This window comes from Leifsonia shinshuensis (assembly GCF_013410375.1).
Classification (GTDB): domain Bacteria; phylum Actinomycetota; class Actinomycetes; order Actinomycetales; family Microbacteriaceae; genus Leifsonia; species Leifsonia shinshuensis.
The window spans coordinates 3661162-3683182 of the sequence record NZ_JACCFL010000001.1; the positions used below are offsets into that span (position 1 = coordinate 3661162).

Annotated in this window: 20 protein-coding genes; 9 read left to right on the forward strand and 11 right to left on the reverse strand. The window is 73.2% G+C overall.

Annotated elements, in window-relative coordinates:
• The first annotated feature begins 66 nt into the window (after positions 1-66).
• Both HNR13_RS17670 and HNR13_RS17675 read left to right on the forward strand, forming a co-directional pair.
• Complete coding sequence (locus HNR13_RS17670) at positions 67-312, forward strand: hypothetical protein (protein ID WP_179607885.1); 246 nt, start codon at positions 67-69, stop codon at positions 310-312.
• Positions 309-875, forward strand: a complete 567-nt coding sequence (locus HNR13_RS17675) for a hypothetical protein (protein ID WP_179607886.1) — start codon at positions 309-311, stop codon at positions 873-875. The genes HNR13_RS17670 and HNR13_RS17675 overlap by 4 nt, the downstream gene beginning before the upstream one ends.
• An 18-nt stretch (positions 876-893) precedes the next feature.
• On the opposite strand, the gene HNR13_RS17680 is transcribed toward HNR13_RS17675, so the two are convergent.
• Positions 894-1505, reverse strand: a complete 612-nt coding sequence (locus tag HNR13_RS17680; protein ID WP_179607888.1) for a GNAT family N-acetyltransferase — start codon at positions 1503-1505, stop codon at positions 894-896.
• 569 nt (positions 1506-2074) lie between these two features.
• Here HNR13_RS17680 and HNR13_RS22125 point away from each other — a divergent pair.
• Both HNR13_RS22125 and HNR13_RS17690 read left to right on the forward strand, forming a co-directional pair.
• The gene (locus HNR13_RS22125; protein ID WP_425485001.1) at positions 2075-2356 is read left to right on the forward strand and encodes a helix-turn-helix domain-containing protein; all 282 of its coding nucleotides are present in this window, start codon (positions 2075-2077) and stop codon (positions 2354-2356) included.
• Positions 2356-3198, forward strand: a complete 843-nt coding sequence (locus tag HNR13_RS17690) for an aminoglycoside phosphotransferase family protein (RefSeq protein WP_179607891.1) — start codon at positions 2356-2358, stop codon at positions 3196-3198. Before HNR13_RS22125 ends, HNR13_RS17690 begins: the two co-directional genes overlap by 1 nt.
• On the opposite strand, the gene HNR13_RS17695 is transcribed toward HNR13_RS17690, so the two are convergent.
• Positions 3195-3884, reverse strand: coding sequence for a phosphatase PAP2 family protein (locus HNR13_RS17695; RefSeq protein ID WP_179607892.1), 690 nt, complete (start codon positions 3882-3884; stop codon positions 3195-3197). The genes HNR13_RS17690 and HNR13_RS17695 overlap by 4 nt on opposite strands.
• 184 nt (positions 3885-4068) lie before the next feature.
• Positions 4069-5298 (reverse strand): Bcr/CflA family efflux MFS transporter, encoded by a 1230-nt coding sequence (locus HNR13_RS17700; protein ID WP_179607894.1) that lies wholly within the window; start codon positions 5296-5298, stop codon positions 4069-4071.
• A gap of 220 nt (positions 5299-5518) precedes the next feature.
• Between HNR13_RS17700 and HNR13_RS17705 the strand changes: the two genes are divergently transcribed.
• Positions 5519-6721, forward strand: coding sequence for a Gfo/Idh/MocA family protein (locus HNR13_RS17705; protein WP_179607896.1), 1203 nt, complete (start codon positions 5519-5521; stop codon positions 6719-6721).
• Between the two features lie 69 nt (positions 6722-6790).
• Here the strand turns inward: HNR13_RS17705 and HNR13_RS17710 are convergent, their stop codons facing one another.
• The 5 genes from HNR13_RS17710 to HNR13_RS17730 form a co-directional block, all read right to left on the reverse strand.
• Positions 6791-7975 (reverse strand): ROK family transcriptional regulator, encoded by a 1185-nt coding sequence (locus HNR13_RS17710; RefSeq protein WP_179607897.1) that lies wholly within the window; start codon positions 7973-7975, stop codon positions 6791-6793.
• Between the two features lie 42 nt (positions 7976-8017).
• Positions 8018-9115 carry a Gfo/Idh/MocA family protein gene (locus HNR13_RS17715; RefSeq protein ID WP_179607899.1) on the reverse strand — a complete coding sequence of 366 codons (1098 nt, stop codon included), beginning with the start codon at positions 9113-9115 and terminating at the stop codon, positions 8018-8020.
• Positions 9100-9792, reverse strand: coding sequence for a ThuA domain-containing protein (locus HNR13_RS17720; RefSeq protein WP_179607900.1), 693 nt, complete (start codon positions 9790-9792; stop codon positions 9100-9102). Before HNR13_RS17720 ends, HNR13_RS17715 begins: the two co-directional genes overlap by 16 nt.
• A 100-nt stretch (positions 9793-9892) precedes the next feature.
• Entirely contained in the window at positions 9893-11080 is a 1188-nt protein-coding gene (locus HNR13_RS17725; RefSeq protein WP_179607902.1) for a Gfo/Idh/MocA family protein, read from the reverse strand.
• Positions 11081-11199: 119 nt separating this feature from the next.
• Complete coding sequence (locus HNR13_RS17730) at positions 11200-12222, reverse strand: LacI family DNA-binding transcriptional regulator (protein ID WP_179607903.1); 1023 nt, start codon at positions 12220-12222, stop codon at positions 11200-11202.
• A gap of 80 nt (positions 12223-12302) precedes the next feature.
• Between HNR13_RS17730 and HNR13_RS17735 the strand changes: the two genes are divergently transcribed.
• From HNR13_RS17735 to HNR13_RS17745, 3 genes are all read left to right on the forward strand, one after another.
• Positions 12303-13268, forward strand: coding sequence for an acetylxylan esterase (locus tag HNR13_RS17735; RefSeq protein WP_179607905.1), 966 nt, complete (start codon positions 12303-12305; stop codon positions 13266-13268).
• Between the two features lie 91 nt (positions 13269-13359).
• The gene (gene xylA / locus HNR13_RS17740) at positions 13360-14553 is read left to right on the forward strand and encodes a xylose isomerase (RefSeq protein WP_179607906.1); all 1194 of its coding nucleotides are present in this window, start codon (positions 13360-13362) and stop codon (positions 14551-14553) included.
• Between the two features lie 78 nt (positions 14554-14631).
• On the forward strand, positions 14632-16095 hold the full coding sequence (locus tag HNR13_RS17745) for an FGGY family carbohydrate kinase (protein WP_179607908.1): 1464 nt from the start codon (positions 14632-14634) through the stop codon (positions 16093-16095).
• A gap of 640 nt (positions 16096-16735) precedes the next feature.
• Here HNR13_RS17745 and HNR13_RS17750 read toward each other — a convergent pair.
• On the reverse strand, positions 16736-17692 hold the full coding sequence (locus HNR13_RS17750) for a glycerate kinase (protein ID WP_179609622.1): 957 nt from the start codon (positions 17690-17692) through the stop codon (positions 16736-16738).
• A 250-nt stretch (positions 17693-17942) separates the two neighbouring features.
• On the opposite strand from HNR13_RS17750, the gene HNR13_RS17755 reads away from it, so the two are divergent.
• Positions 17943-19232: an MFS transporter gene (locus tag HNR13_RS17755; RefSeq protein WP_179607910.1), complete on the forward strand. Its 1290-nt coding sequence runs from the start codon at positions 17943-17945 to the stop codon at positions 19230-19232.
• A 155-nt stretch (positions 19233-19387) separates the two neighbouring features.
• Here the strand turns inward: HNR13_RS17755 and HNR13_RS17760 are convergent, their stop codons facing one another.
• Positions 19388-20773, reverse strand: a complete 1386-nt coding sequence (locus HNR13_RS17760; RefSeq protein WP_179607912.1) for an MFS transporter — start codon at positions 20771-20773, stop codon at positions 19388-19390.
• A gap of 124 nt (positions 20774-20897) precedes the next feature.
• Positions 20898-21917, reverse strand: coding sequence for a substrate-binding domain-containing protein (locus HNR13_RS17765; RefSeq protein ID WP_179607913.1), 1020 nt, complete (start codon positions 21915-21917; stop codon positions 20898-20900).
• Positions 21918-22021: the final 104 nt, after the last annotated feature.

The window sequence follows — 22021 nt, forward strand, 5'->3', positions numbered from 1 at the left end:
ATCGGCGGTGACCGATCGGCCGGCGCCGATTGGCGGTGACCCCGGCTCGCATGTTAGATATGGGGCATGACGGGCAAGATGTTCTCGCAGCTCTGCGCCACCGTGGCGCTGGCCGCGGTGACCCTGCTGATCGGCCGTTCGATGCATGACCTGGCCACGGTGATCCTCTTCGCCGTCGGCGTGCTGGCGACCATCCTGTCCGCCTTCCGGGTGCGCTCGCTGCGCGTCAAGCACCTGGCGGAGGTAGAACGCCGTGTCCCCCAAAATGCCGCTACAGACGACGGGAGGAATCCGTCAAGCTCGAAGGGATGAGCAGGCAGCAGCAGTCGGGGGTCGGCACGGACGTGGCGGTGGACACCGTGCTGCGCCCGCACAGGGACCTGTTCACGCGCGGCCTGACCGCCATCTTCGCCCTGACGACACCGGTGTTCGCGGTCCTGTACTGGCTGACCATCCCGGACGGGGACTGGGGCTACGTCCTCCTCGCCCACGTGCTCGTCGTGGTCGCGACGATCCTCGGCGTGCACGCGTTCTTCAGCGCCACGATCACCCTGCGCGCCGACGGCGTGAGGGAGCGCGGCTTCTTCGGCGAGGTGCGGTTCGTGCGGCCCGCCGACGTCGGGTCCATCCTGCTGGTCCGGCTCTACGACGGCAGCACGCTCGACACGCTCCCCCAGCTGTTCATCACCGGGCACGACGGCCGGGTGCTCATCCGGATGCGCGGACAGTTCTGGTCGTCCGAGGACATGGAGCGGGTCGCCGACCAGCTCGACGTGCCCGTGACACGGCCGGAGGACTTCATGACCATGACGCAGCTGCGCCGCCGCTCGCCCGAGCTGCTGTACTGGTTCGAGCGGATGCCGCGGTTCCGGTAGAGCGGCGCCGGCGTCGGCTCACACCTCGGCGTCGGTCGCGATCGCCAGTGCGGGAGCGTCCGGCCGGCTGGACGGCAGCTCCTCGAAGCCGAGCCGGCGGTAGAACGCCATCGCCCCGGTGTTCGCCGGCGACATCCGCAGGAAGACGCCGGGCACCCCGCGCTGACGCAGCGCGGCGAGCAGCTCGCGGATGAGCCGGCGGCCGAAGCCCTGCCCCTGCAGCTCGGGCAGCACGTCGATGTGGAGGTGCGCCGGGAACCGGTCGACCTCCGGGACGATCGCCTCGTGCTGGTCGAGCCCGAAGCCGATCGCCTCCCTCTCCTTCGGCGTCGGCGCCTTCTCGAGCGGGTACCGCTCGCGGAAGCCGGGCAGCCAGTGCGCGTCGTACCAGTCCGCGAAGGCGACGCTGTCCGCCGCCGCGAGCACGTACCCCGCCACCCGCTCTCCGGTGTCGACGACGAACGCCAGGTCCGGCTGGTACTCCAGGTACGGTCCGGCGAAGACGTCGGGGATCAGGTCGTCGACCGAGTAGAGCCCGCGCGCGTCGCCGCCGCTGGCCCCCGTCCGCACGCAGATGTCGTAGACGTCTGCCCGGTCGGCGGGACGGTACGGGCGGATCGAGCTCACCATGAAAGTATGTCAGCGTGACCTCGTCCACCGCCGCCGGGCCGCTGAGCAAGGGCCGCCTGACACCGGGAGCCGAGACCGGCGCTGCCCCCGTGCTCATCGAGCGCCGCACGCCGGGAACGGCCGGCGAGCCGTTCGTCCGGCACTACTGGCTGCCGCGGTGGTCGATCCCGGGCGGCGGGAGCGTGCGCGAGGCGGTGCTCGAGTACCCGGCGGCGAACGTCGTGATCGAGGCGGGCTCCGCGCGGCTGCACCGGGCGAGCCGCGGGCTCTCGGGCCGTACGCTGACCGGCATCGGCTGGGCGTTCGGGGCACTGCTGCTCCCCGGCACGGCGCGGGGCTGGGTGGGCGGCTCGCTGCGCGGCGCTCCCGCCTCGATCCCGCTCGATGCGCTGCTCGTGCCGCTCGCGGCGGTGGCGGACGCGATCCGCGACAGGCTTGCTGCGGGTGACTCCGAGGGAGCGGTCGCGGACTTCGAGGCCGTCCTCCAGGAGCTGCCCGCCCCGGACGCCGACGCTCAGCTGGTCGACGCGATCGTCGCGGCCGTGGAGTCCGACCGCGATCTGCGACGGGTGCAGCAGCTCGCCGACCGGTTCGGGATCGGCGTGCGGCGCCTGCAGCGGCTCGTCGCCGGGCACATCGGGTTCGGGCCGAAGTGGCTCATCCAGCGCTACCGCCTGCAGGAGGCGGCCGCGGCGCTGCGCGACCCGCAGCCTCCCGCCCTCGCCCGGCTCGCGGCCGACCTCGGCTACACGGACCAGGCGCACTTCGGCCGCGAGTTCAAGGCCGTCGTCGGGCTCACGCCCGGCGCCTACGCGACCGCCTCCGCGCCGAGCCGGCGGGACGAAGGCTGATGCGGCGCGATCCCGAGGCCCTGCTCGCCCCCTGGCGGGCCCGGTGGGCGCTGAGCCCGGACGGCGCGGCGTTCGCGACCCCGTCGAGCGTCCTCCAGCCGGTGACGCTGGACGGGCGCGCGGCGTTCCTCAAGCTGGCGACCGGCGCCGAGGAGGCCGCGGGCGGACGCGTCCTGCGCTGGTGGGCCGGGCGCGGCGCAGCGCCCGTCCTGGCCGCCGACGGGGACGCGCTGGTGCTCGCGCGGGCGACCGGCGACCGCTCGCTGTCGGCGCTCGCGGCGTCCGGTCCGGACGGGGACGACGAGGCGACCCGGATCCTCTGCCGTGCCGCCCTCCGTCTGCAACGCGTCGACGACCGGCCGCGCCCGGAGGGCCTGTTCGACCTGACCCGCTGGTTCGCGGAGCTGTTCGAGCACGCGGCCGAGCAGCCGTATTCCCACGACGGCATGTTCCGGCGCGCCGAGGAGGAGGCCCGCGCGCTGCTGGCGGCGCCCGCGGGCGATGTGGTGCTGCACGGCGACGTCCATCACGGCAACGTGCTCGACTTCGGCACGGACGGCTGGCTCGCGATCGACCCCAAGCACGTCCACGGCGACCCCGCCTTCGACTTCGCGAACATCCTCTGCAACCCCGACCCGGAGGTGGCGCTCGCGCCGGGGCGCTTCGAGCGCACCGTCGCGGTCATCGCAGAGGAGACGGGCGTGGACGAGCGGCGGATGCTGCGCTGGGCGCTGGCGTGGGCCGGGCTGTCCGCGGCCTGGTCCGAGCGGAGCGGCGGGGACGCCGGCACGACGATCGGCGTGGGCCTCCGGGCGCTGCAGGCGCTGGAGGCGCCGGCCTAGCGTGGTGCCGGTCTGCTCCTGGCGAGGACGAACGGGTGCGGCCGGGCGCTCTCCTCCGCCAGCTTGTAGGCCAGCGGCGCCCACACGATGACCGCGACGCCCGCACCGAGGAGCAGGCCCCCGATCGTGTCGCTCAGCCAGTGCGCGCCGAGGTAGGTGCGGCTGATCGCCATGAGGATCGCCCACGCGCCGCCGACGCACCACACCCACACCCGCGGGAACAGGATGCCGAACACCACCGCCATCGTCGCCGCGTTGGCCGTATGCCCCGACGGGAATGAGCCCGGATCCGCCACCACCAGGATCTCGGACGGCCGCGCCCGTCCGACGGTGTGCTTGAGGACCTGGACGCAGACGACGGAGATCACGCTCGCGATCGCGAAGTACGAGGCGCCCCACGGCCGCCGGAACGCCAGCAGCAGCAGGAAGATCACCACGGGGATCACTACCGAGCCGACGATCCCGCCGCCGACCCAGTTGAAGAACAGCGCGGGCACCGTCCACACCGGCGAGCGGTGCTCGGTCACCTCGGCCATCCACTTCAGGTCGATGACGAACGGCTCGTTGGGCCGGAACGCGATGATCGCGCCGAGCACCAGTACCAGAGCGATGGCGACGGACGCCGAGATCAGCGGCCAGCGGCGCTGAATCCGTGCGGCCTGGTGGAGTGGTGGCGTCGCGCTCATGGGATCACGGTACCGCCCCGGCCGCGCGGGTCCGTGCGTTGGCTCCGGCGCCGTCCGCGGGGCGCGATCAGCCACGCCGCCGCCCGGGGTCAGCGCACCGCGCGCGTCAGTGCGCCCACTCCGGCATCGTCTGCGGCCGACGCCCAGCCACACACCGCCGCCCCGGAGTCGCCGCCCCACCGCCTCAGTGCGAGAGTTCCGGCACCGTCCGCGGCCGCACGACCAGCCACAGCGCCGCGATGGAGACCGCTGCGCAGATCGCCATCATGGCGCCCATCGGCGCCGCGCTTCCGGTGCCGAGGAGGCCGACGATCGGCGAGAACACGCCCGCCGCGCCGAAGTTGAGCGCGCCGAGGAGGCTCGCCGCCGTTCCCGCCTCGTGGCCGTGGTTGTTCAGCGCGAGGACCTGCACGCACGGGAAGCCGAACCCGCAGGCGGCGATGAAGAACCACAGCGGGATCGCGACACCCCAGATCCCCGCGTGCGCCTGGTCCAGCACGACGATCGCGACCGACGCCACGAACATCACGGCGGTCGACACCGCGAGGATCCACTGCGGCCCGAAGTACTTGGTCAGCCGCGACGCCGACTGGACGCCGATGATGATGCCGATCGAGTTGACCGCGAACAGGAGGCCGTACTCCTGCGGCGTGAATGCGTAGAGACCCTGGAAGATGAACGGGCTCGCCGACAGGTACGAGAACAGGCCGGTGAAGTTCGCGGCTCCCACGATCGCGATGCCGACGAAGACCCGGTCGCTCAGCACCGAGCGGTAGCGCTGCCCGACCGTCGAGTGGCCGGCGTCGTGGCGGCGCGCCTTCGGGAGGGTCTCGGCGATCCACAGCGACACGCACGCGATCACGAACACGCCGTAGCAGGCGAGCACGACGAAGATGCCGCGCCACGGCATCACCAGCAGCAACCACGAGCCGAGCACCGGAGCGAGCACCGGCGCGAGGCCGTTGACGAGGGCCAGCCGGCTGAGCATACGCACGAGCGGGCGCCCGCCGAACAGGTCGCGGACCATCGCCATGGCGACGACGCCGCCCGCCGCGGCGCCGATGCCCATCAGGGCGCGGGCGATGCCGAGCAGCTCCACGTTGGGCGAGATCGCCGCTGCGAGGCAGGCGAAGATGTGCACGCCGGTCGCGGCGATGAGCGGCACCCGGCGGCCGATCTTGTCCGACCACGGGCCGACCAGGAGCTGGCCGAGCCCGAAGCCGATCGTGGTCGCCGTCAGCGTGAGCTGGATCATCGCCGTGGAGACGTGGAAGTCGGACTCCAGCGTGGGGAGCGCCGGGAGGTACATGTCGATCGTGAACGGCCCGAGAGCGGTGAGCGCGCCGAGGATCAGGATGTACGCCAAGCGCTGGCGGCCGGTGAGCGAGTCGCCGGGATGCACGACGGTGGTCACGAAACGAAGTCCTTCTGCTGGAGGGCGTGCGGGGAGGAGGGCTGCGCCCGGCGCGGACGCAAAACGACAGCACCGCGACGGGTGCGCGGTGCTGGAGGCCGCCCGCTCGAATCGATTCGATCGCGGGCGCGTACCCATACTATCGTCATTCGCGGCAGAATGTGAACGTGCGCATCGCCCCGTTTTCGCGGGGTAGAGCCCGACACCGGAAGCGAGTGACATGACCTTCTCCATCGCCATGATCGGCGCCGGCCAGTTCGCCGGGCAGTTCGCCAAGCTCTTCGCGCTGCACCCCGGCGTGAGCGCGGTCTACGCCACCGACCTGCTCCCCGAGCGCGCCGAGCGGCTGGTCGCCGAGCACGGACTCGCCGGCACGCTCCCCTCGTTCGAGGCGGCGCTCGAGGACCCGCGCGTGGACGCCGTCGCGATCTTCACCCAGCGCTGGACGCACGGCCCGCTCGTCGTGCGCGCCCTCGAGGCGGGCAAGCATGTCTACTCGGCCGTGCCGATGGCGATCAGCGCCGACGAGATCGGCGCGATCATCGACGCCGTCCGCCGCACCGGCCTCACCTACATGATGGGCGAGACCAGCCACTACAACCCGGCCACCGTGTACGCGCGGTCGCAGATCGCGGAGGGCGCGTTCGGCCGCGTGTTCTACGCGGAGGGCGACTACGTGCACGACATGGACCTCGGCTTCTACGACGCCTACCGCTACTCCGGCGGCGAGGAGTGGAAGGCGACGGCCAGCTATCCGCCCCTGCTCTATCCCACGCACTCCATCGGCGGCATCCTCGGCGCCTGGGGCACGCACGCGGTCAGCGTCTCGGCCATCGGGGTGCGGGACGACCGCGGCGACGGCGTGTTCGACCGCGAGGTGAGCATGTTCGGCAACGACTTCTCCAACGCGACGGCGCTGTTCGAGGTCGCGGGGGGCGGATCGTTCCGTACGAACGAGTTCCGCCGGGTCGGCTACCCGTCGCACATCCGGGAGTCGCGGTTCCGATTCTTCGGGACGGAGGGCAGCTTCGAGCAGCTGGCGACCGTCTCGCACCGCACCGACAAGGAGGGGGTCACCGACATCACCGAGCTCCTGCAGCCGAAGCCGACGCTGTCGCCGGACGACCCGTCGCTCGCCCACGTCTCCCCGGCGCTGCGCGACGCGTTCACCTCCGGCAGCGCGCCCATCCACGACCGGTCGCGGCTCCCGCGCGAGTTCGACCACGTGACGAACGGCCACGAGGGCAGCCACCACTTCCTCGCCGACGACTTCGTGCGCGCCGTGAACGAGCACGCCCTCCCGCCGGTCAACGCCTGGCAGGCCGCCCGCTACACGCTCCCCGGCATCATCGCCCACCAGAGCGCCCTCCAGAACGGCGCCCGCCTCCCCATCCCCGACTTCGGCGCCGCCCCCACCCCCTGACTGCCGAGTACGCGAATTCTCTGCGTACTCGGCGGATTTCGCCTGATTTCGCGCGTACTCGGCGGTCGGCTAGGGGGCGGAGGGGGACGCGAGGAGCGGGGCGAAGGCGAGCTCGGCGGCGCCGATCATGAGGATGTCGCTGCCGAGCGCGGCACGGGTGATCGTGAGGGTCTCGGCGGAGGCGGCGAGCGCCTGGGAGGCGACCAGCTCCGGCAGCCGCTCCGGCGCCAGCTCGTGCAGCGCGCCGAGGAACCCGCCGAGCACGATCCGCTCCGGATCGAACACGTTGGTGGCGTTGCGCAGCGCCGTCGCGAGGAAGCCGAGCTGCCGGTCCACCTCCGCGAGCACCGCCGGGTCGCCGGCGGCGACGGCCGTGCCGAGCGCCCGCGAGAGCTCGTCCGGGTCGGCGGAGGCCAGCCCGAGCACCCGCAGCAGCGCGCGCTGGCTGACCTCGGTCTCCAGGCAGCCGATCGCGCCGCAGTGGCAGCGCACGCCCGCCGAGTTGACCAAAGTGTGGCCGAGCTCGCCGGCGTAACCGCTGATGCCGGTCAGCGGCCTCCCGCCGACGATGACGCCCGCGCCGATGCCGGACGCGCCGCCGTTGACGTAGACGAGGTCGGCCGCGCCCTGCCCCGCGCCGAACAGGCGCTCGGCGTTCGCGCCGAGGCTGGCGTCGTTGGCCGCGACCACGGGATAGCCGGTCGCCTCCGCGAGCTCGGCCGCGAACGGCTCCTCCGCCCACTCCAGGTGCGGGGCCAGGCGCACGACGCCGTCCTCCTCGCGGACCAGCCCCGGCACCGCGACGCCGATGCCGACGACCCGGGAGGCCGCGGTCAGCTCGGGCCGCAGCCCGTCGATCACCGCCGAGGCGATCGCGGCGGCCTCGCGCGCGGTCGGCACGTGCCCGGTGGGATAGCGCACCCGGCGGTGCACGTGCGCGTCCAGCCCGACGACCCCGACCGTCACGGCGTCGACCTCGGGGTTGACGGCGAGCGCGACAACCCGGCCGTCCGCGGCGATCACCGGCGACGGCCGGCCGACCCGGTTGCTGGTCTCCGGCTCGCGCTCGCGCACGAGCCCGAGGTCGACGAGCTCGGCGACGAGCGCGCCGATGGTCGACCGGTTCAGCCCGGTCGAATGGGTGAGCGCCGAGCGCGCCAGCGGACCCTCGCGGTGCACCATCCCGAGCACCGTCGAGAGGTTGTGCCGCCGCACCGTGTCGAGGTTGGTCCCCGCTGTCGTCCCGCTGTTCATGATCCCGGTCACTGTATTACAGGTCGCCGGGTGCGCCGGACCTCACCAACTCTCGGGCCGCGTTCCGGCGGGCACCGCCGCGGGCCGCTCGACCGTGGAGGTCAGCGTCACGACCTCGTGCCGGGCGCCCGCGGCGAGCACGGCCTCCATGATCTCCAGCACGTGGAAGGCGAGCTCGCCGGAGGCCCGGTGCGGCCGGTCCGTCTCGACGGCTCGCGCCAGGTCGGCCAGCCCGTAGCCGCGGCCCGCGTCCGCGTAACCGCCCGCGACCGGCACCTCGCGGAACTCGCGGTCCTCCGCGGTCGCGACGAGGACCGGGTCGGAGAAGTGGTTCGGGTCGGGCACGGCGAGCGTCCCCGCCGTCCCGTACACCTCGAACAGCGGCACCCGGGAGGCCCACACCTCGAACGAGACGGTCACGGTCGAGACCACGCCGGAGGCGTGCTCCAGGATGGCCGTGACGTGCGTCTCCACGTCCACCGGCAGCTCGGCTCCCGCGTTCGGCCCGGTCGCGACCGTGCGCGCGCGCTCCGAGCGGCGCGTCGCGCCGGACACCCGCACGACCGGCCCGAAGAACGTCACGAGCGAGGTCAGGTAGTACGGCCCCATGTCGAACAGCGGACCGCCGCCGGGCTGGTAGTAGAACGCCGGCGCCGGGTGCCAGAGCTCGTGGCCGGGCGCCGTCCACGCCACCGCGGCGCCGAGCGGAACGCCGATCCCGCCCGCGTCGAGGACCGCCCGCGCGGTCTGGATGCCCGTCCCGAGCACCGTGTCCGGCGCGCAGCCGACCCGCAGCCCGAGGTCGGCGGCACGCGCCAGCACGGGCTCGGCCTCCGCCGTCGTGAGCGCCAGCGGCTTCTCGCCATAGACGTGCTTGCCCGCGGCGAGCGCGCGCAGCGCGACGTCCGCGTGCGCGAGCGGGATGGTGAGGTTGAGCACGACATCCACTTCGGGATGCGCCAGCAGCTCGTCCACGGTTATCGCCTCCACGCCCTGCTCGGCGGCGACGGCCCGTGCACGGTCGAGGTCGAGGTCTGCGACCGCGCGCAGGCGCAGGTTCGGCAGCTTCGGGAACTCGGCGAAGTACTGCGCCGAGATTACGCCGACCCCGATCACTCCGACGTTCAGCGCGCCGCCCACAGCAGGCCCCTCTCGATGATGGTGCGGACGGGCTGCGACTCCACGATCTCCAGTCGGTGGCCCGGCGCGGAGACGAAGACCCGCCCCTGGCCCCACTGCCGCGTCCAGATCGCCGGCGCGGTGACCGGGCGGTTCCAGGCGTCCCACGGTCGAACGCTCTGCGTGGTCGTGGCCAGGACGTCGTTGTACTCGTCGCTGAGGACCCAGTACTGCTCGGTCTCCAGGTCGAAGTCCTCGATCCCCGCGGTGATCGGGTGCGCTTTTCCGTACTCCGTGATGTTCACCGTGTAGGGGATGTAGTTGTCCGACTGCTCGCCCGTCCGCTCGGCCGGGTCCTTGCCCGCGTGGTGCGCGAACTGGCCGCCGATCATGTGCAGGTAGTCGGCGTTGTTCCGGTAGGAGTCCGCGATGCCGCCGTGCCAGCCGGCCATGCCGGTGCCGTTCAGGACCGCGCGCTGCAACCCGGCGAACTCGTCCGGCTCGATGGTGCTCATCGTGTTGATCTGCAGGACGAGGTCCACCGTGTCCATGAACGCCTCGTCCGTGTAGACGGCCGGGCTCTCCTCCACCCGCACGGCGAAGCCGTTCTCCTGCAGGAACGGGATGAAGAGGTTCGTGGTCTCGACGGGCATGTGCCCGTCCCAGCCGCCGCGGACGACGAGGGCTTGTCTGGTCATGGTTCCTTCCGATCGCAACCGCCGAGTACGCGAATTGTCTGCGTACTCGACGGTTTCGGGCTGATTTCGGGCGTACTCGACTGGTGGGTGAGGAGGCGGTTCAGGCGGTGGGGGTCCAGGCGCTGCCGGAGCCGGCGGAGGCCTCGACGGCGGCGAGCACGCGCTGGATGTGCAGGCCGTCCGCGAACGACGGCTCGGGGTCGGCGCCGCCGGTCACCGCGTCGACGAAGTCTTTGATCTGGTGGCTGAAGGCGTGCTCGTAACCGATCGCGTGCCCGGTCGGCCACCAGTTGGCCATGTAGGGGTGCTCGGGCTCGGTCACGATGATCCGGGTGAAGCCCTGCTCCCCCGCCGGCGCGGTGGCGTCGTAGAACTGGAGCTCGTTCATCGCCTCCAGGTCGAAGGCGATCGCGCCGCGGGAGCCGCTCAGCTCGATCCGCAGCGCGTTCTTGCGGCCGGTCGCGTAGCGGGTCGCCTCGAATGCGCCGATCGCGCCCGCCGCCGCTCCGCCGTCGAGCCGGGCGGTGAACCACGCTGCGTCGTCCACGGTCACCCGGCCGCGCTCGGTGGAGGCCGTGCCGGAGAGCCCGACCGTCTCTCCGAGCAGCGGCCGCTCCTCCACGAAGGTCGCGAGCGTCCCGGAGACGGACTCCAGCCGGGAGCCGGTCAGATGCTCGACCAGGTCGATCGCGTGCGCGCCGATGTCCCCGAGCGAGCCGGAGCCGGCGGCCTCCTTGTCGAGCCGCCAGGTCATCGGGCCGTTCTCGTCGCTCAGCCAGTCCTGGAGGTAGAGCGCCCGCACCTGGCGGATCGCACCCAGGCGGCCCTCCTGCACCAGGCGCCGCGCGTAGCCGATCGCCGGGACGCGGCGGTAGCTGAAGCCCACCATCGAGCGGACGCCGCGGGAGGCCGCGCGCTCGGCGGCGGCGACCATCGCCTCCGCCTCGGCCACGGTGTTGGCGAGCGGCTTCTCGCAGAGGACGTGCTTGCCGGCGTCCAGCGCGGCGATCGCGATCTCGGCGTGCGAGGCTCCCGGAGAGCAGATGTCGACGATGTCGATGTCCGGGTCCTCGACAACCCGGCGCCAGTCGGTCTCGGCGCGCTGCCAGCCGAACTTCCGGCGAGCGGCCTCCACCCGGTCGCGGTCCCGGCCGACGATGGTGGCCATCACCGGCTCGGCGGCCAGGTCGAAGAATCGCGGAGCGACCCGCCAGCCCTGGGAGTGGGCGGCGCCCATGAAGCCGTAGCCGACCATCGCCACCCGCAGCTCGCGTGCCGCCTCTGTCATCCGTTCCCGCTCCTTCGCGTCGTGCGTGCCGTTTCGGTCTCCGAGCGCGACGCTAACCGGCGGTGTTCCGTGCGCGCAAGTTTCGGTGACTGCTTGGAAAACTTTCTCGACGCGCCGGGTCAGCGGGTGGGCGGGGGCGCCGTGGAGTCGCGGACGACGAGGGACGTCGCCAGCTCGAGCCGGGTGTTCTCGAGGTCGCCGTCGCGCAGGCGCAGCGCGGTTCGCGTCGCGACCTCCGCCATCTCCTGCAGCGGCTGCCGGACGGTGGTCAGCGCCGGCCGCGCCCACGACGCCGGTGCGACGTCGTCGAAGCCCACCACCGAGACGTCCCCCGGCACGTCCAGCCCGAGCGCGAACGCCGCGTCCATCACGCCGAGCGCCTGGAGGTCGTTGCCGCAGACGATCGCGGTGGGGCGGTCCGCCCGGTCGAGCAGCCGCCTGCCCTCCCGCTCCCCGTCCGCGCGACTGAACTCGCCGCCGCCCGCGAGCGCCGGATCGGCGGGGAGGCCGGCCTCGGCGAGCGCGGACTGGTAGCCGCCGACCCGCGCTCGCGAGCACATCAGGTCGGGCGGCCCGGAGACGACCGCGATCCGCTCGTGCCCGAGGTCGAGCAGGTGCCGCGTCGCCGTGACGCCGCCCGCCCAGTTGGTCGCGCCGATCGCCGGGACGTCCGGCGGCGGGTCCCCGGCCGGATCCACCACCACGAACGGGATGTTCCTGGTGCGCAGCCGCTGCCGGTGCTCGGCGGTCAGGTTCGAGAACTGCAGGATCACCGCGACCGGCTTCCTGCTGAGCACGCCGGAGATCCAGTCCCCGCCGGGTTCGAGGTGATCGCCCAGCGCGGACAGCGCGAGCACGAAGCCGGCCTCCCTGGTGATCCGCTCGACGCCGCGGATGATCTCGACCGACCACTCGCTGAGCAGGTCGGCGACCACCAGCTCGACCAGCCCTCCGCGCTCGGGAAGGGCGCCGCGGCGCGCGTACCCGGAGTCGTGCAGCAGCTCCTCGACGCGCGCCCGCGTCGGGGCCGAGACGCCGGGGCGTCCGTTGAGCACCTTCGACACCGTGGAGAGCGACACCGCTGCCCGCTGGGCGATGGCGTCCAGGGTGGGACGGCTCGGCCCAGCTGGCGGTTCGGACATGCAGACACTGTGCCACAATGTCGGCCAGGCTTTCGCCCCGTCCCGCGAAACTTCCGCACCCAGCCCTCCCGAGGAGACCAATGCCGCTCACCGACCTCACCCTCGCCGAACTGATCGACTTCCGTCCAGAGGTCGAGGAGCCGGCCGACTTCGACGCCTTCTGGGAGGCGACGCTCGCGGAGTCGCGCGCGGCAGGCGGCGAGGTGGCGCTGGCACCCGCCGCGACGCCGGTCACCCAGCTCGTCGTGGAGGACCTGACCTTCCCCGGCTTCGGCGGGGAGCCCGTGCGCGCCTGGGTCTCGCGACCGCTGCATGCGGACGGCCCGCTCCCCGCGGTCGTGCAGTACCAGGGCTACGGCGGCGGGCGCGGCCTCGCCGGCGAGAACGTCGACTGGGCGCTCGCGGGCTACGTGCACGTCTTCATGGACACCCGCGGCCAGGGCAGCGGCTGGGGCACCGGAGGCTCCACCGCCGACCCGCACGGCTCGGGGCCGGCCACGCCGGGCTTCATGACCCGCGGCATCCACGACCCCCGCGAGCACTACTACCGCCGGGTGTTCGCCGACGCGGTGCGCGCGGTGGACGCGGCCCGTGCGCTCCCGTTCGTCGACCCGGCGCGGATCGCCGTCACCGGCGGCAGCCAGGGCGGTGGGATCGCGCTGGCCGCCGGCGCGCTGGCCGGCGTGCAGGCGGTGCTGCCGGATGTCGCGTTCCTGTGCGCGTACCGCCGCGGCGCCGAAGTCGCGGTCGGCGGCCCGTTCCAGGAGCTGGCCACCTATCTGTCGGTGCACCGCGACGAGGTGGACGCGGCGTTCCGCACGCTGTCGTACCTCGACGGCGTGAACTTCGCCCGCCGCATCCAGGCGCCGTCGCTGTTCTCGGTGGCGCTGATGGACACGGTCGTGCCGCCGTCCACGACGTTCGCCGCGTACAACCACCTCGCCGCGGAGGACCGCGCGATCGAGGTCTACCCGTTCAACGACCACGAGGGCGGGCAGGCGGCGCACTGGCACAAACAGGCGGCGTGGCTCGCGACGCGGATCTGAGCCCCGGGTCGCCCGGACTGGCGCGCGGGCTCCGGGCCTGGTATAAGTTGAGTGAAACAACAAATCACCGACGACGCTGAAGGAACCTTCCATGAGCCTCACCCCCACCCGCGCCGACAAGTTCTCGTTCGGTCTGTGGACCATCGGCTACAACGGCACCGACCCGTTCGGCGGCCCGACCCGGCCCCAGCTCGACGTGGTGGAGGCGGTGACCAAGCTCAGCGAGCTCGGCGCCTACGGCCTCACCTTCCACGACGACGACCTGTTCGCGTTCGGCTCGACCGACGCCGAGCGCCAGAAGCAGATCGACCGCCTCAAGCAGGTCCTCGCCGACACCGGCGTCATCGTGCCGATGGTGACCACCAACCTGTTCAGCGCGCCCGTCTTCAAGGACGGCGGCTTCACCTCCAACGACCGCGCCGTCCGCCGCTTCGCGCTGCGCAAGGTGCTCCGCAACCTCGACCTGGCCGCCGAGCTCGGCGCCAAGACGTTCGTGATGTGGGGCGGCCGCGAAGGCGCCGAGTACGACTCGGCCAAGAACATCCAGGCGGCGCTGGAGCGCTACCGGGAGGCCGTCAACCTGCTCGGCGACTACGTCACCGACAAGGGCTACGACATCCGGTTCGCGATCGAGCCGAAGCCGAACGAGCCGCGTGGCGACATCCTGCTGCCGACCGTGGGCCACGCCCTCGCGTTCATCAACTCGCTGGAGCGCCCGGAGCTCGTCGGCCTCAACCCCGAGGTCGGCCACGAGCAGATGGCGGGCCTGAACTTCGCCGCCGGCATCGCCCAGGCGCTGTACCACGGCAAGCTCTACCACATCGACCTCAACGGCCAGCGCGGCATCAAGTACGACCAGGACCTGGTCTTCGGCCACGGCGACCTCCAGAACGCCTTCGCCCTCGTCGACCTGCTGGAGAACGGCGGCCCCAACGGCGGCCAGGCCTACGACGGCCCGCGCCACTTCGACTACAAGCCGTCCCGCACCGAGGACATCACCGGCGTGTGGGACTCGGCCGCCGCGAACATGCGCACCTACCTGCTGCTGAAGGAGCGGGCCGCCGCGTTCCGCGCCGACCCCGAGGTGCAGGAGGCGCTGCAGTCGGCGCGCGTGACCGAGCTGTCCCAGCCGACGCTGGGCGCGGGCGAGAGCTACGACGACCTGCTCGCCGACCGCAGCGCGTACGAGGACTTCGACGCGAGCGCCTACTTCGGCGGCAAGGGCTTCGGCTTCGTCCGCCTGCAGCAGCTCGCCCTCGAGCACCTGCTCGGGGCCCGCGGCTGACCCAGCTGTTCCCGGGGCGCGTGGACGACTGGTCGTCTACGCGCCCCTTCGCAACGATCTGAGAAGTGAGGACCGCACGTGACGCTGGTCGCCGGAGTCGACTCGTCGACGCAGAGCTGCAAGGTGGTCGTGCGCGACCTGGAGACCGGGGCGCTGGTGCGCTCCGGCCGGGCCGCGCACCCGGACGGGACCGAGGTCGATCCGGCCGCCTGGTGGAGCGCGCTGCGCTCGGCGCTGGAGGCCGCGGGCGGACTGGATGACGTGGCCGCGATCTCCATCGCCGGTCAGCAGCACGGCATGGTGGTGCTGGACTCGGAGGGCCGGGTCATCCGCGACGCCCTGCTCTGGAACGACACCCGCAGCGCGCAGGCCGCCCGCGACCTGATCGACGAGGTCGGCGCCGAGGCGTACGCCGCGCGCGTGGGCGTCGTGCCGGTGGCCTCCTTCACCGCGACCAAGCTGCGCTGGCTGCGGGACGCCGAGCCGGCGAACGCCGCGCGCGTCGCCGCCGTCGCCCTCCCCCACGACTGGCTGACCTGGCGGCTGCTCGGCTACGGCCCGGCGGACGAGAGCCCGCTCGGCCCCGACCTGGAGGCGCTGACCACCGACCGGTCCGACGCGAGCGGGACCGCGTACTGGAGCGCGGGGGCCGGGGCGTACGACTTCGAGCTGTTCGAGCGGGCACTCGGGCGGCCCGGGCGGGAGGCCGCCGGTGCTGCGGGCGTGTGTGCTGACGCCGGAGCTCGCGACACGGACGGCGCTCGCGTCATCCTCCCGCGCGTGCTCGGCCCGGCGGACGCCGCCGGCCGCACCCCGGACGGTGTCCTCGTCGGCCCCGGCGCCGGCGACAACGCGGGCGCCGCCCTCGGCCTCGGTGCCGCGGACGGCGACGTGGTGGTGTCCATCGGCACCAGCGGAACGGTGTTCGCCGTGACGGACTCGCCCATCGCGGACCCGACCGGGACGGTCGCGGGCTTCGCCGATGCGGGCGGCCTCAACCTGCCATTGATCGCGACGCTCAACGCGGCGCGCGTGCTGAGCTCCATCGCCGACCTGCTGTCGGTGGACTTCGACACCCTGGCCGAGCTCGCCCTGTCGGGGGAGCCCGGCGCGGAGGGCGTCGTGCTCGTCCCGTACTTCGAGGGCGAGCGCACCCCGAACCTCCCCGACGCGAAGGCCAGCCTTCACGGCCTCACCATCGCCACCACGCGCCCGGCGACGTTCGCGCGCGCCGCGATCGAGGGGATGCTGTGCGGCCTCGCGGACGGCCTCGACGCCGTGCGCGCGGTCGGCGTGCGGGAGAAGCGCATCCTGCTGATCGGCGGCGCCGCGCAGAACCGGGCAGTGGCCGCGATCGCGGCACAGGTCTTCGACGCGCCGGTCGTCGTGCCGGCGCCGGGCGAGTACGTCGCCGACGGCGGCGCCGTGCAGGCGGCGTGGGCGCTGACCGGCGAGCGGCCGACGTGGACCGTAGAGGCGGCGGCGCCGCTGCCGGTGGACACGCGGGCGGTCATCCGGGAGCAGCGGGGGCAGTACCTGTAGGTCGTGGGCAGCGGAGGAGTTCCGGGTTTCTGCGACCCGAAAAGTCAGTCAACGGAGGAGATCGGCGCGCGACGCGACCGGATCTCCTCCGTTGGCGTTCGCGGACCCGACGCGGCCGGACCGCATTCCACGTCGCCTCCGGAAGGACATTCCGGCCCCAGACACCCGAGCCTCCTCCGTTGACGTTCAGGGACCCGACACGGCCGGCCCGCATCCCACGCCGTCTCCGGAGGACATCCCCGCCCAAGACACCCGAGCCTCCTCCGTTGGCGTTCGGGGACCAACACGGCCGGCCCGCATCCCACGTCGACTCCGGAGGACATTCCCGCCCCAGACACCCGGATCTCCTCCGTTGGCGTTCGGGGACCGACACGGCCAGGCCGCATCCCACGTCGCCTGCGGAGGGCATTCCCGCCCCCGACTCCCGAGCCTCCTCGGTCGCCGTTCAGGGACCCGACACGGCCGGCCCGTATCCCACGTCGCCCCCGGAGGACATTCCCGCCCCGGCCACCCGCATCTCCTCCGTTGGCGTTCGCGGACCCGACGCGGCCGGGGCCCGTCCCACGTCGCCTCCGGAGGACATTTCCGCCCCAGACACCAGGATCTCCTCCGTTGACTGCTATCAGGGCCGGAGAGCCGGCTAATCTCCTCCGTTGCCGACAGCGGCGAAGCGGCGGGCCAGGTCCGCACCGGCGGCCGCGGCCCAGCGGAGCGGGTCCGCGATGGCGGCCGCCGACCCGCCCGCGAGCTCCGAGAGCGAGGCCGCAGCGGCGAATCCGCGCGGGTCGGCGGCGATCGACCCGGCCGCCAGGAGGGCGGGGATCCCGGCCGCCCGCGCCAGCGCCGCCACGTACTCGGGAACTTTCCCCGCCGCCGACTGGTCGTCGTACCGGCCCTCCCCCGTCACCACTGCGTGCGCACCCGCCACCATCGCGGGCAGCCCCAGAGCCTCCCCGACCGCCGCGGACCCCGGCGCGATCACCGCGCCCCAGGCGAGCAGGCCGTACCCGGTCCCGCCCGCCGCGCCCGCTCCCGGCGTCGCAGGGTCGACGGCGACCCCGGCCTCCCGCAGCACGTCGGCGAATCGGGCGAGCCCGGCCTCCAGCACGGGCATGTCCGCGGGACGCGCACCCTTCTGCGGCCCGAACACCGCCGCCGCACCCGCGGGTCCGAGCAGCGGGCTCGTCACGTCGCTCAGCACACGCGCGCCTCCCGCAGGAAGCGCTCGCAGGGTCAGTTCGGCCCGGGAGAGGCCGGCCAGCCCGCGATTCCCCGGGACGATGTCGTCCCCGTCCGCGTCGAGCAGCCGCGCTCCGAGCGCGGTCAGCATCCCCGCTCCGCCGTCCGTGGACGCGCTGCCGCCGATCGCGAGCAGCAGCGCCGTCGCCCCCGCGTCCAGTGCCGCCGCGATCGCCCTTGAAGGAGTCGGGGGCGAAGACGACCGTGCGCATCCCCACAGGCTGGCATAGATCGCCGGTCGCCGCGGCGTGCGGACGCCGGGATTGGCGGACCCGATAGCGAGACCGTCACCGTCACGGACCTCCCACCCTGGCGGACGCCTCCACCATGGCCCAGCATCGGCCCAACTCAGCCCGATTCACGCCCCGCCCGACACCACGGCCAATCCGGCCCGGCCCGACCCGACACCACAGCCAATCCGACCCGGCCCGACCCGACACCACAGCCAATCCGACCCGGCCCGACCCGACACACTCCCGGCCCGACCCGAGACGCCAGCCAATCCACCCCGGCCCAACCCGCCCGGCACCACACCCCCCTCGCCTCTGGCACCGCACCCCCGACCGGACGATCATGTCCCGCATGAACGCACCACACGGTTCACGGCCATGATCCCCTCCGCCCGCCGGGTCCAGGGCGTCTATCTCACGCTCCTGCTCGGCAACACCCTGGCCGCGTCGTTCATCTGGGGGATCAACACGCTCTTCCTGCTCGACGCCGGGCTGACCAACTTCGAAGCGTTCGCGGCGAACGCGTTCTTCACGGCCGGGATGGTCCTCTTCGAGATCCCGACCGGCGTCGTCGCCGACACCATCGGGCGTCGCGCCTCCTACCTGCTCGGGACGATCACCCTGTCGTCGTCGACCGTCCTCTACTGGCTGCTCTGGCTGTGGCATGCACCGTTCTTCTGGTGGGCAGTCGCCTCCATGCTGCTCGGACTCGGCTTCACCTTCTTCTCCGGTGCGACCGACGCGTGGATGGTCGACGCGCTCACGTTCACCGGCTACAAGGGGAGCCTGGAGTCGGTCTTCGGCCGCGCGCTCGTCGTCACCGGCGCCGCGATGTTCGCCGGCTCCGTGCTGGGCGGGGTGATCGCGCAGGTGACGAACCTCGGTGTGCCGTTCCTGTTGCGGGCCGGCGTGCTCGTGTTGATGTTCGTGTTCGCATTCGTCGCGATGCGCGACGTCGGGTTCACCCCCGACCGGTCGATGGGACCGTGGCGGGCGACCAGGAACGTCCTCTCGCAGTCGATCGAGCACGGGATGCGGAAGCGCTCGGTGCGCTACGTCATCCTGTCGGCGCCGTTCGCGTCCGGGGTCGGGATCTACGCGTTCTACGCCCTCCAGCCCTACCTGCTCGAACTGTACGGCGACCCGAAGGCGTACTCGGTCGCGGGACTCGCGGCGGCCATCCTGTCGCTGGCGCAGGCGGCGGGCGGCATCTTCGCGCCGCGGCTCCGGCGCCTGTTCGCCAAGCGGACGACGGCGATCATCGGCGCCTCGCTCGCCAGCATCGTGATCCTGGTGGCGATGGGGCTGACCGCGTTCTTCTGGTTCGCCGTGGTGCTGCTGGTGATCTGGGGCTTCGTCTTCGCGGTGGCGGGACCGGTGCGGCAGGCGTACCTGAACGACATGATCCCGTCCCAGCAGCGCGCGACGGTGCTGTCGTTCGACTCGCTGTTCGGGAGCCTCGGCGGTGTGGTCATCCAGCCGGCCCTCGGGCGCGCGGCCGACCTGTGGGGGTACGGGACGTCGCTGGTCATCGGCGGGGCGATCGAGCTGATCGGGATCCCGTTCCTGCTAGCGAGCCGGCGGCAGGGCGACCCGTCGGACTCGGCCGGGGCGCGCGGCGACGCCGGGGAGACCGGCGAGGCGGAGGCGGCACCCACCACTCCGTGAGCGACCGTCTCCCGCGCATCCGTCCCCGCGCCTGTAACAGGGGTCGCGACACGCCGCTAAGCGCAGCGCGTGACAGCGTGTTGCGACCCCGGTCCGCCCGGCGGGCGGGGCGGGCGGGGCGGTGGCGGGGTGGCGAGCCGGCGAATCCGGCGGGGTCAGCGGCGGTGGATGCGCCCGCCGCACAGCCACGCGGCCAGGCAGAGCACGCCGTTCACGGCGAACACGCCCGCGAACGCGATCGGCGACGCGGCTCCGCCGAGCGCCGAGAACGCGATCGCGGTGGTCGCCAGCGCGATCGCCGAGCCGGTGGAGTCCGCGATCGAGAGCGCCGAGCTGTTGAAGCCCTGGTCGGCGGGGGTCGAGTACTCCAGGGTGAGCACGCCGAGCCGCGGGTAGAGCAGGCCCATGCCCGCGCCCGCGAACGCCCAGCCGACCACGACGACCACCGGGGAGGCGCCGGTCAGCGCGGTCACCAGCAGGGAGGCGATCGCGATGGTGAGCCCGAGCGCGCCGAGCCGGGCGGCGAGCCGGTGGCCGATGGCCGGGAAGCGGCCCTGCGCCCACGAGGCGGCGGCCCAGCTGAGGCCGGCCGCCGTCAGCGCGAGCCCCGCGACGGCCGGAGACGCGCCGTACTGCGTGACCATCAGCAGCGGGACGTACACCTCGGCCGAGAAGAACGTCCCCGCCACGATGCCCCGGACCAGGATGACGCTCGGCAGGCCGCGCCGCGCTCGCAGCGTGCCCACCGGGAGCAGCGGCCGCAGGGCGGCGACCGCAGCGGCGGCCGCGAACACCGGCACCAGCCACTGGACGGGACCGCGGGACCCGGCCGCGAGGGTGAGGGCGAGGACGGCGACGGCGACGAGCGCGGCCAGCCCGGCGCGCACCAGCTCGGTGCGGCCGCCGGCCGGCCGCTCCTCCGGGCCGTGGACGCCGCGCATCGCCGGCACCACCATGAGCATGGCCAGCACCACGAGCGCGACGACTCCGAGGAACACCCAGCGCCAGCCGACCGTCTCGGCGACGGCGCCCGCGATGACGGGCCCGATCAGCGACGGGACGACCCACGCCGCGGCGAAGCCGGCGAAGATGCGGGCGTGCAGCGGCGGCGGGTAGACGCGCGCGACGATCACGTACAGCGCGACCGTGAGCGCGCCGCCGCCGAGCCCGTGGACAAGCCGCCCGGTGACGAACAGCCCCATCGTCGGAGCGAGCCCGGCGAGGATGAGGCCGGCGCCGAACAGTCCCACCGAGGCGAACAGGACGGTGCGCGGGTTGCCGCGGTCGCACCACGTGCCGGCGACCACCATCCCGACGACCCCGACGGCGAGGGGGCCGGCGAACGCGAAGGCGTAGAGCGCGGCGCCGTCGAGCTCGCGGCTGACGGTCGGCATGATCGTCGTCACCGCGAGCGCTTCGAACGCCGCCAGCGTGACGAGCAGGCACATGCCGACGCTCACCCAGCGGTAGCGCGGCGCGAGCACCCCCTCCGGCTTGGCGAGGCGCCCGGTCTGGACCGTCGATCCCCCGTCCGTGCTCATCCTCCGAGCCTACGACCTCCCCCCGACGAGCGCCGAGCAGCCGCCGAGTACGCGAATTCTCTGCGTACTCGACGGTCTGGAGCGGATTTTTCGCGTACTCGGCGGTTGCGTGCCGGGTGGCGGGTCAGGCCGGGGCGGGTGCGGTGGAGGCGCGCACGATCAGCTCCGGCAGGAGGCTCGCGGGGCCCGGCACCTCGCCGCCCTCGATCTCGGCCACCAGCCGTTCGACGCTGCGGCGGCCCAGCTCGGTGAAGTCCTGCAGCACGGTCGTCAGCGGCGGCCAGAAGTGCGCCGCCTCGGGGATGTCGTCGAAGCCGACGACGCTGAGGTCCTCGGGGATGCGGCGGCCGGCCTCCCTGGCCGCGTGGTAGACGCCGAGCGCCATCTGGTCGTTGGAGGCGAACACGGCGGTCGCCTCGGGGTCGCGCAGGAACGACCGGGCGGCCCGGTACCCGGACTCGGCCGACCAGTCGCCCTCCAGCAGCGGTGGCACGGCGAGCCCCGCCGCCTCCAGTTCGCGGGCGTAGCCGGCGGCGCGGGCCTGCGCCTCGAACCACACCAGCGGCCCCGTCAGGTGGAGGATGCGCCGGTGGCCGAGCGAGACCAGGTGGGCGGTGGCCGCGCGGGCGCCCGCCTCCTGGTCGACGGTCAGCTCGCGCGCGACGTACTCGGAGCCGCCCTGGAGCGTCACGTACGGGACGGCGAGCCGGGCACTCGAGATGTGCTCCAGCACGAGGTCCTGCGGGGCGATCACGATGATGCCCTCCACCGCCTGGGCGAGCAGGTGGTCGAGCGCGGCCGCGATCCCGGCGTCGTCGAGCTGCGGGATCTGGGCGACCGCGAGGTAGTAGCCGGCGTCGCGCGCGGCGCCCTGCACGGCGTTGATGCTCGACACCGGGCCGTACAGCGCCGCGGCGGTGGTGGAGAGCACGCCGAGCGTCCGGGAGCGGGCGGTGACGAGCGCCCGCGCGGCGCGGTTGGGCCGGTACTGCAGCTGCTCCATCGCGTCGAGGACGCGCTGCCGGGTGGACTCCCGGATGCTCGGGTGGTCGTTGATGACCCGGGACACGGTCTGGTGCGAGACGCCCGCGAGCTGGGCGACGTCGCGGATGCTCGCGGCGCGTTGCGCGGGGTCGTGGCTCACCGCCCCATTATCCGTGACGTTGGCGCTCCGCCCCCGCGACCCGGTGCGTCCCGGGCGCGGCGTCGCAGGGCACTCGCTCCCCGGCTCTGCGGCGGCGGCCGATC

Bases quoted from the DNA above. Each gene is read 5' to 3' on its own strand.
- HNR13_RS17720 (WP_179607900.1), bottom strand. From the start codon at position 9,792: ATGACCAGACAAGCCCTCGTCGTCCGCGGCGGCTGGGACGGGCACATG.
- HNR13_RS17705 (WP_179607896.1), top strand. From the start codon at position 5,519: ATGACCTTCTCCATCGCCATGATCGGCGCCGGCCAGTTCGCCGGGCAG.
- HNR13_RS17725 (WP_179607902.1), bottom strand. From the start codon at position 11,080: ATGACAGAGGCGGCACGCGAGCTGCGGGTGGCGATGGTCGGCTACGGC.
- HNR13_RS17710 (WP_179607897.1), bottom strand. From the start codon at position 7,975: ATGAACAGCGGGACGACAGCGGGGACCAACCTCGACACGGTGCGGCGG.
- HNR13_RS17680 (WP_179607888.1), bottom strand. From the start codon at position 1,505: ATGGTGAGCTCGATCCGCCCGTACCGTCCCGCCGACCGGGCAGACGTC.
- HNR13_RS17670 (WP_179607885.1), top strand. From the start codon at position 67: ATGACGGGCAAGATGTTCTCGCAGCTCTGCGCCACCGTGGCGCTGGCC.
- HNR13_RS17735 (WP_179607905.1), top strand. From the start codon at position 12,303: ATGCCGCTCACCGACCTCACCCTCGCCGAACTGATCGACTTCCGTCCA.
- xylA (WP_179607906.1), top strand. From the start codon at position 13,360: ATGAGCCTCACCCCCACCCGCGCCGACAAGTTCTCGTTCGGTCTGTGG.
- HNR13_RS17760 (WP_179607912.1), bottom strand. From the start codon at position 20,773: ATGAGCACGGACGGGGGATCGACGGTCCAGACCGGGCGCCTCGCCAAG.
- HNR13_RS17675 (WP_179607886.1), top strand. From the start codon at position 309: ATGAGCAGGCAGCAGCAGTCGGGGGTCGGCACGGACGTGGCGGTGGAC.
- HNR13_RS17690 (WP_179607891.1), top strand. From the start codon at position 2,356: ATGCGGCGCGATCCCGAGGCCCTGCTCGCCCCCTGGCGGGCCCGGTGG.
- HNR13_RS17695 (WP_179607892.1), bottom strand. From the start codon at position 3,884: ATGAGCGCGACGCCACCACTCCACCAGGCCGCACGGATTCAGCGCCGC.
- HNR13_RS17730 (WP_179607903.1), bottom strand. From the start codon at position 12,222: ATGTCCGAACCGCCAGCTGGGCCGAGCCGTCCCACCCTGGACGCCATC.
- HNR13_RS17755 (WP_179607910.1), top strand. From the start codon at position 17,943: ATGATCCCCTCCGCCCGCCGGGTCCAGGGCGTCTATCTCACGCTCCTG.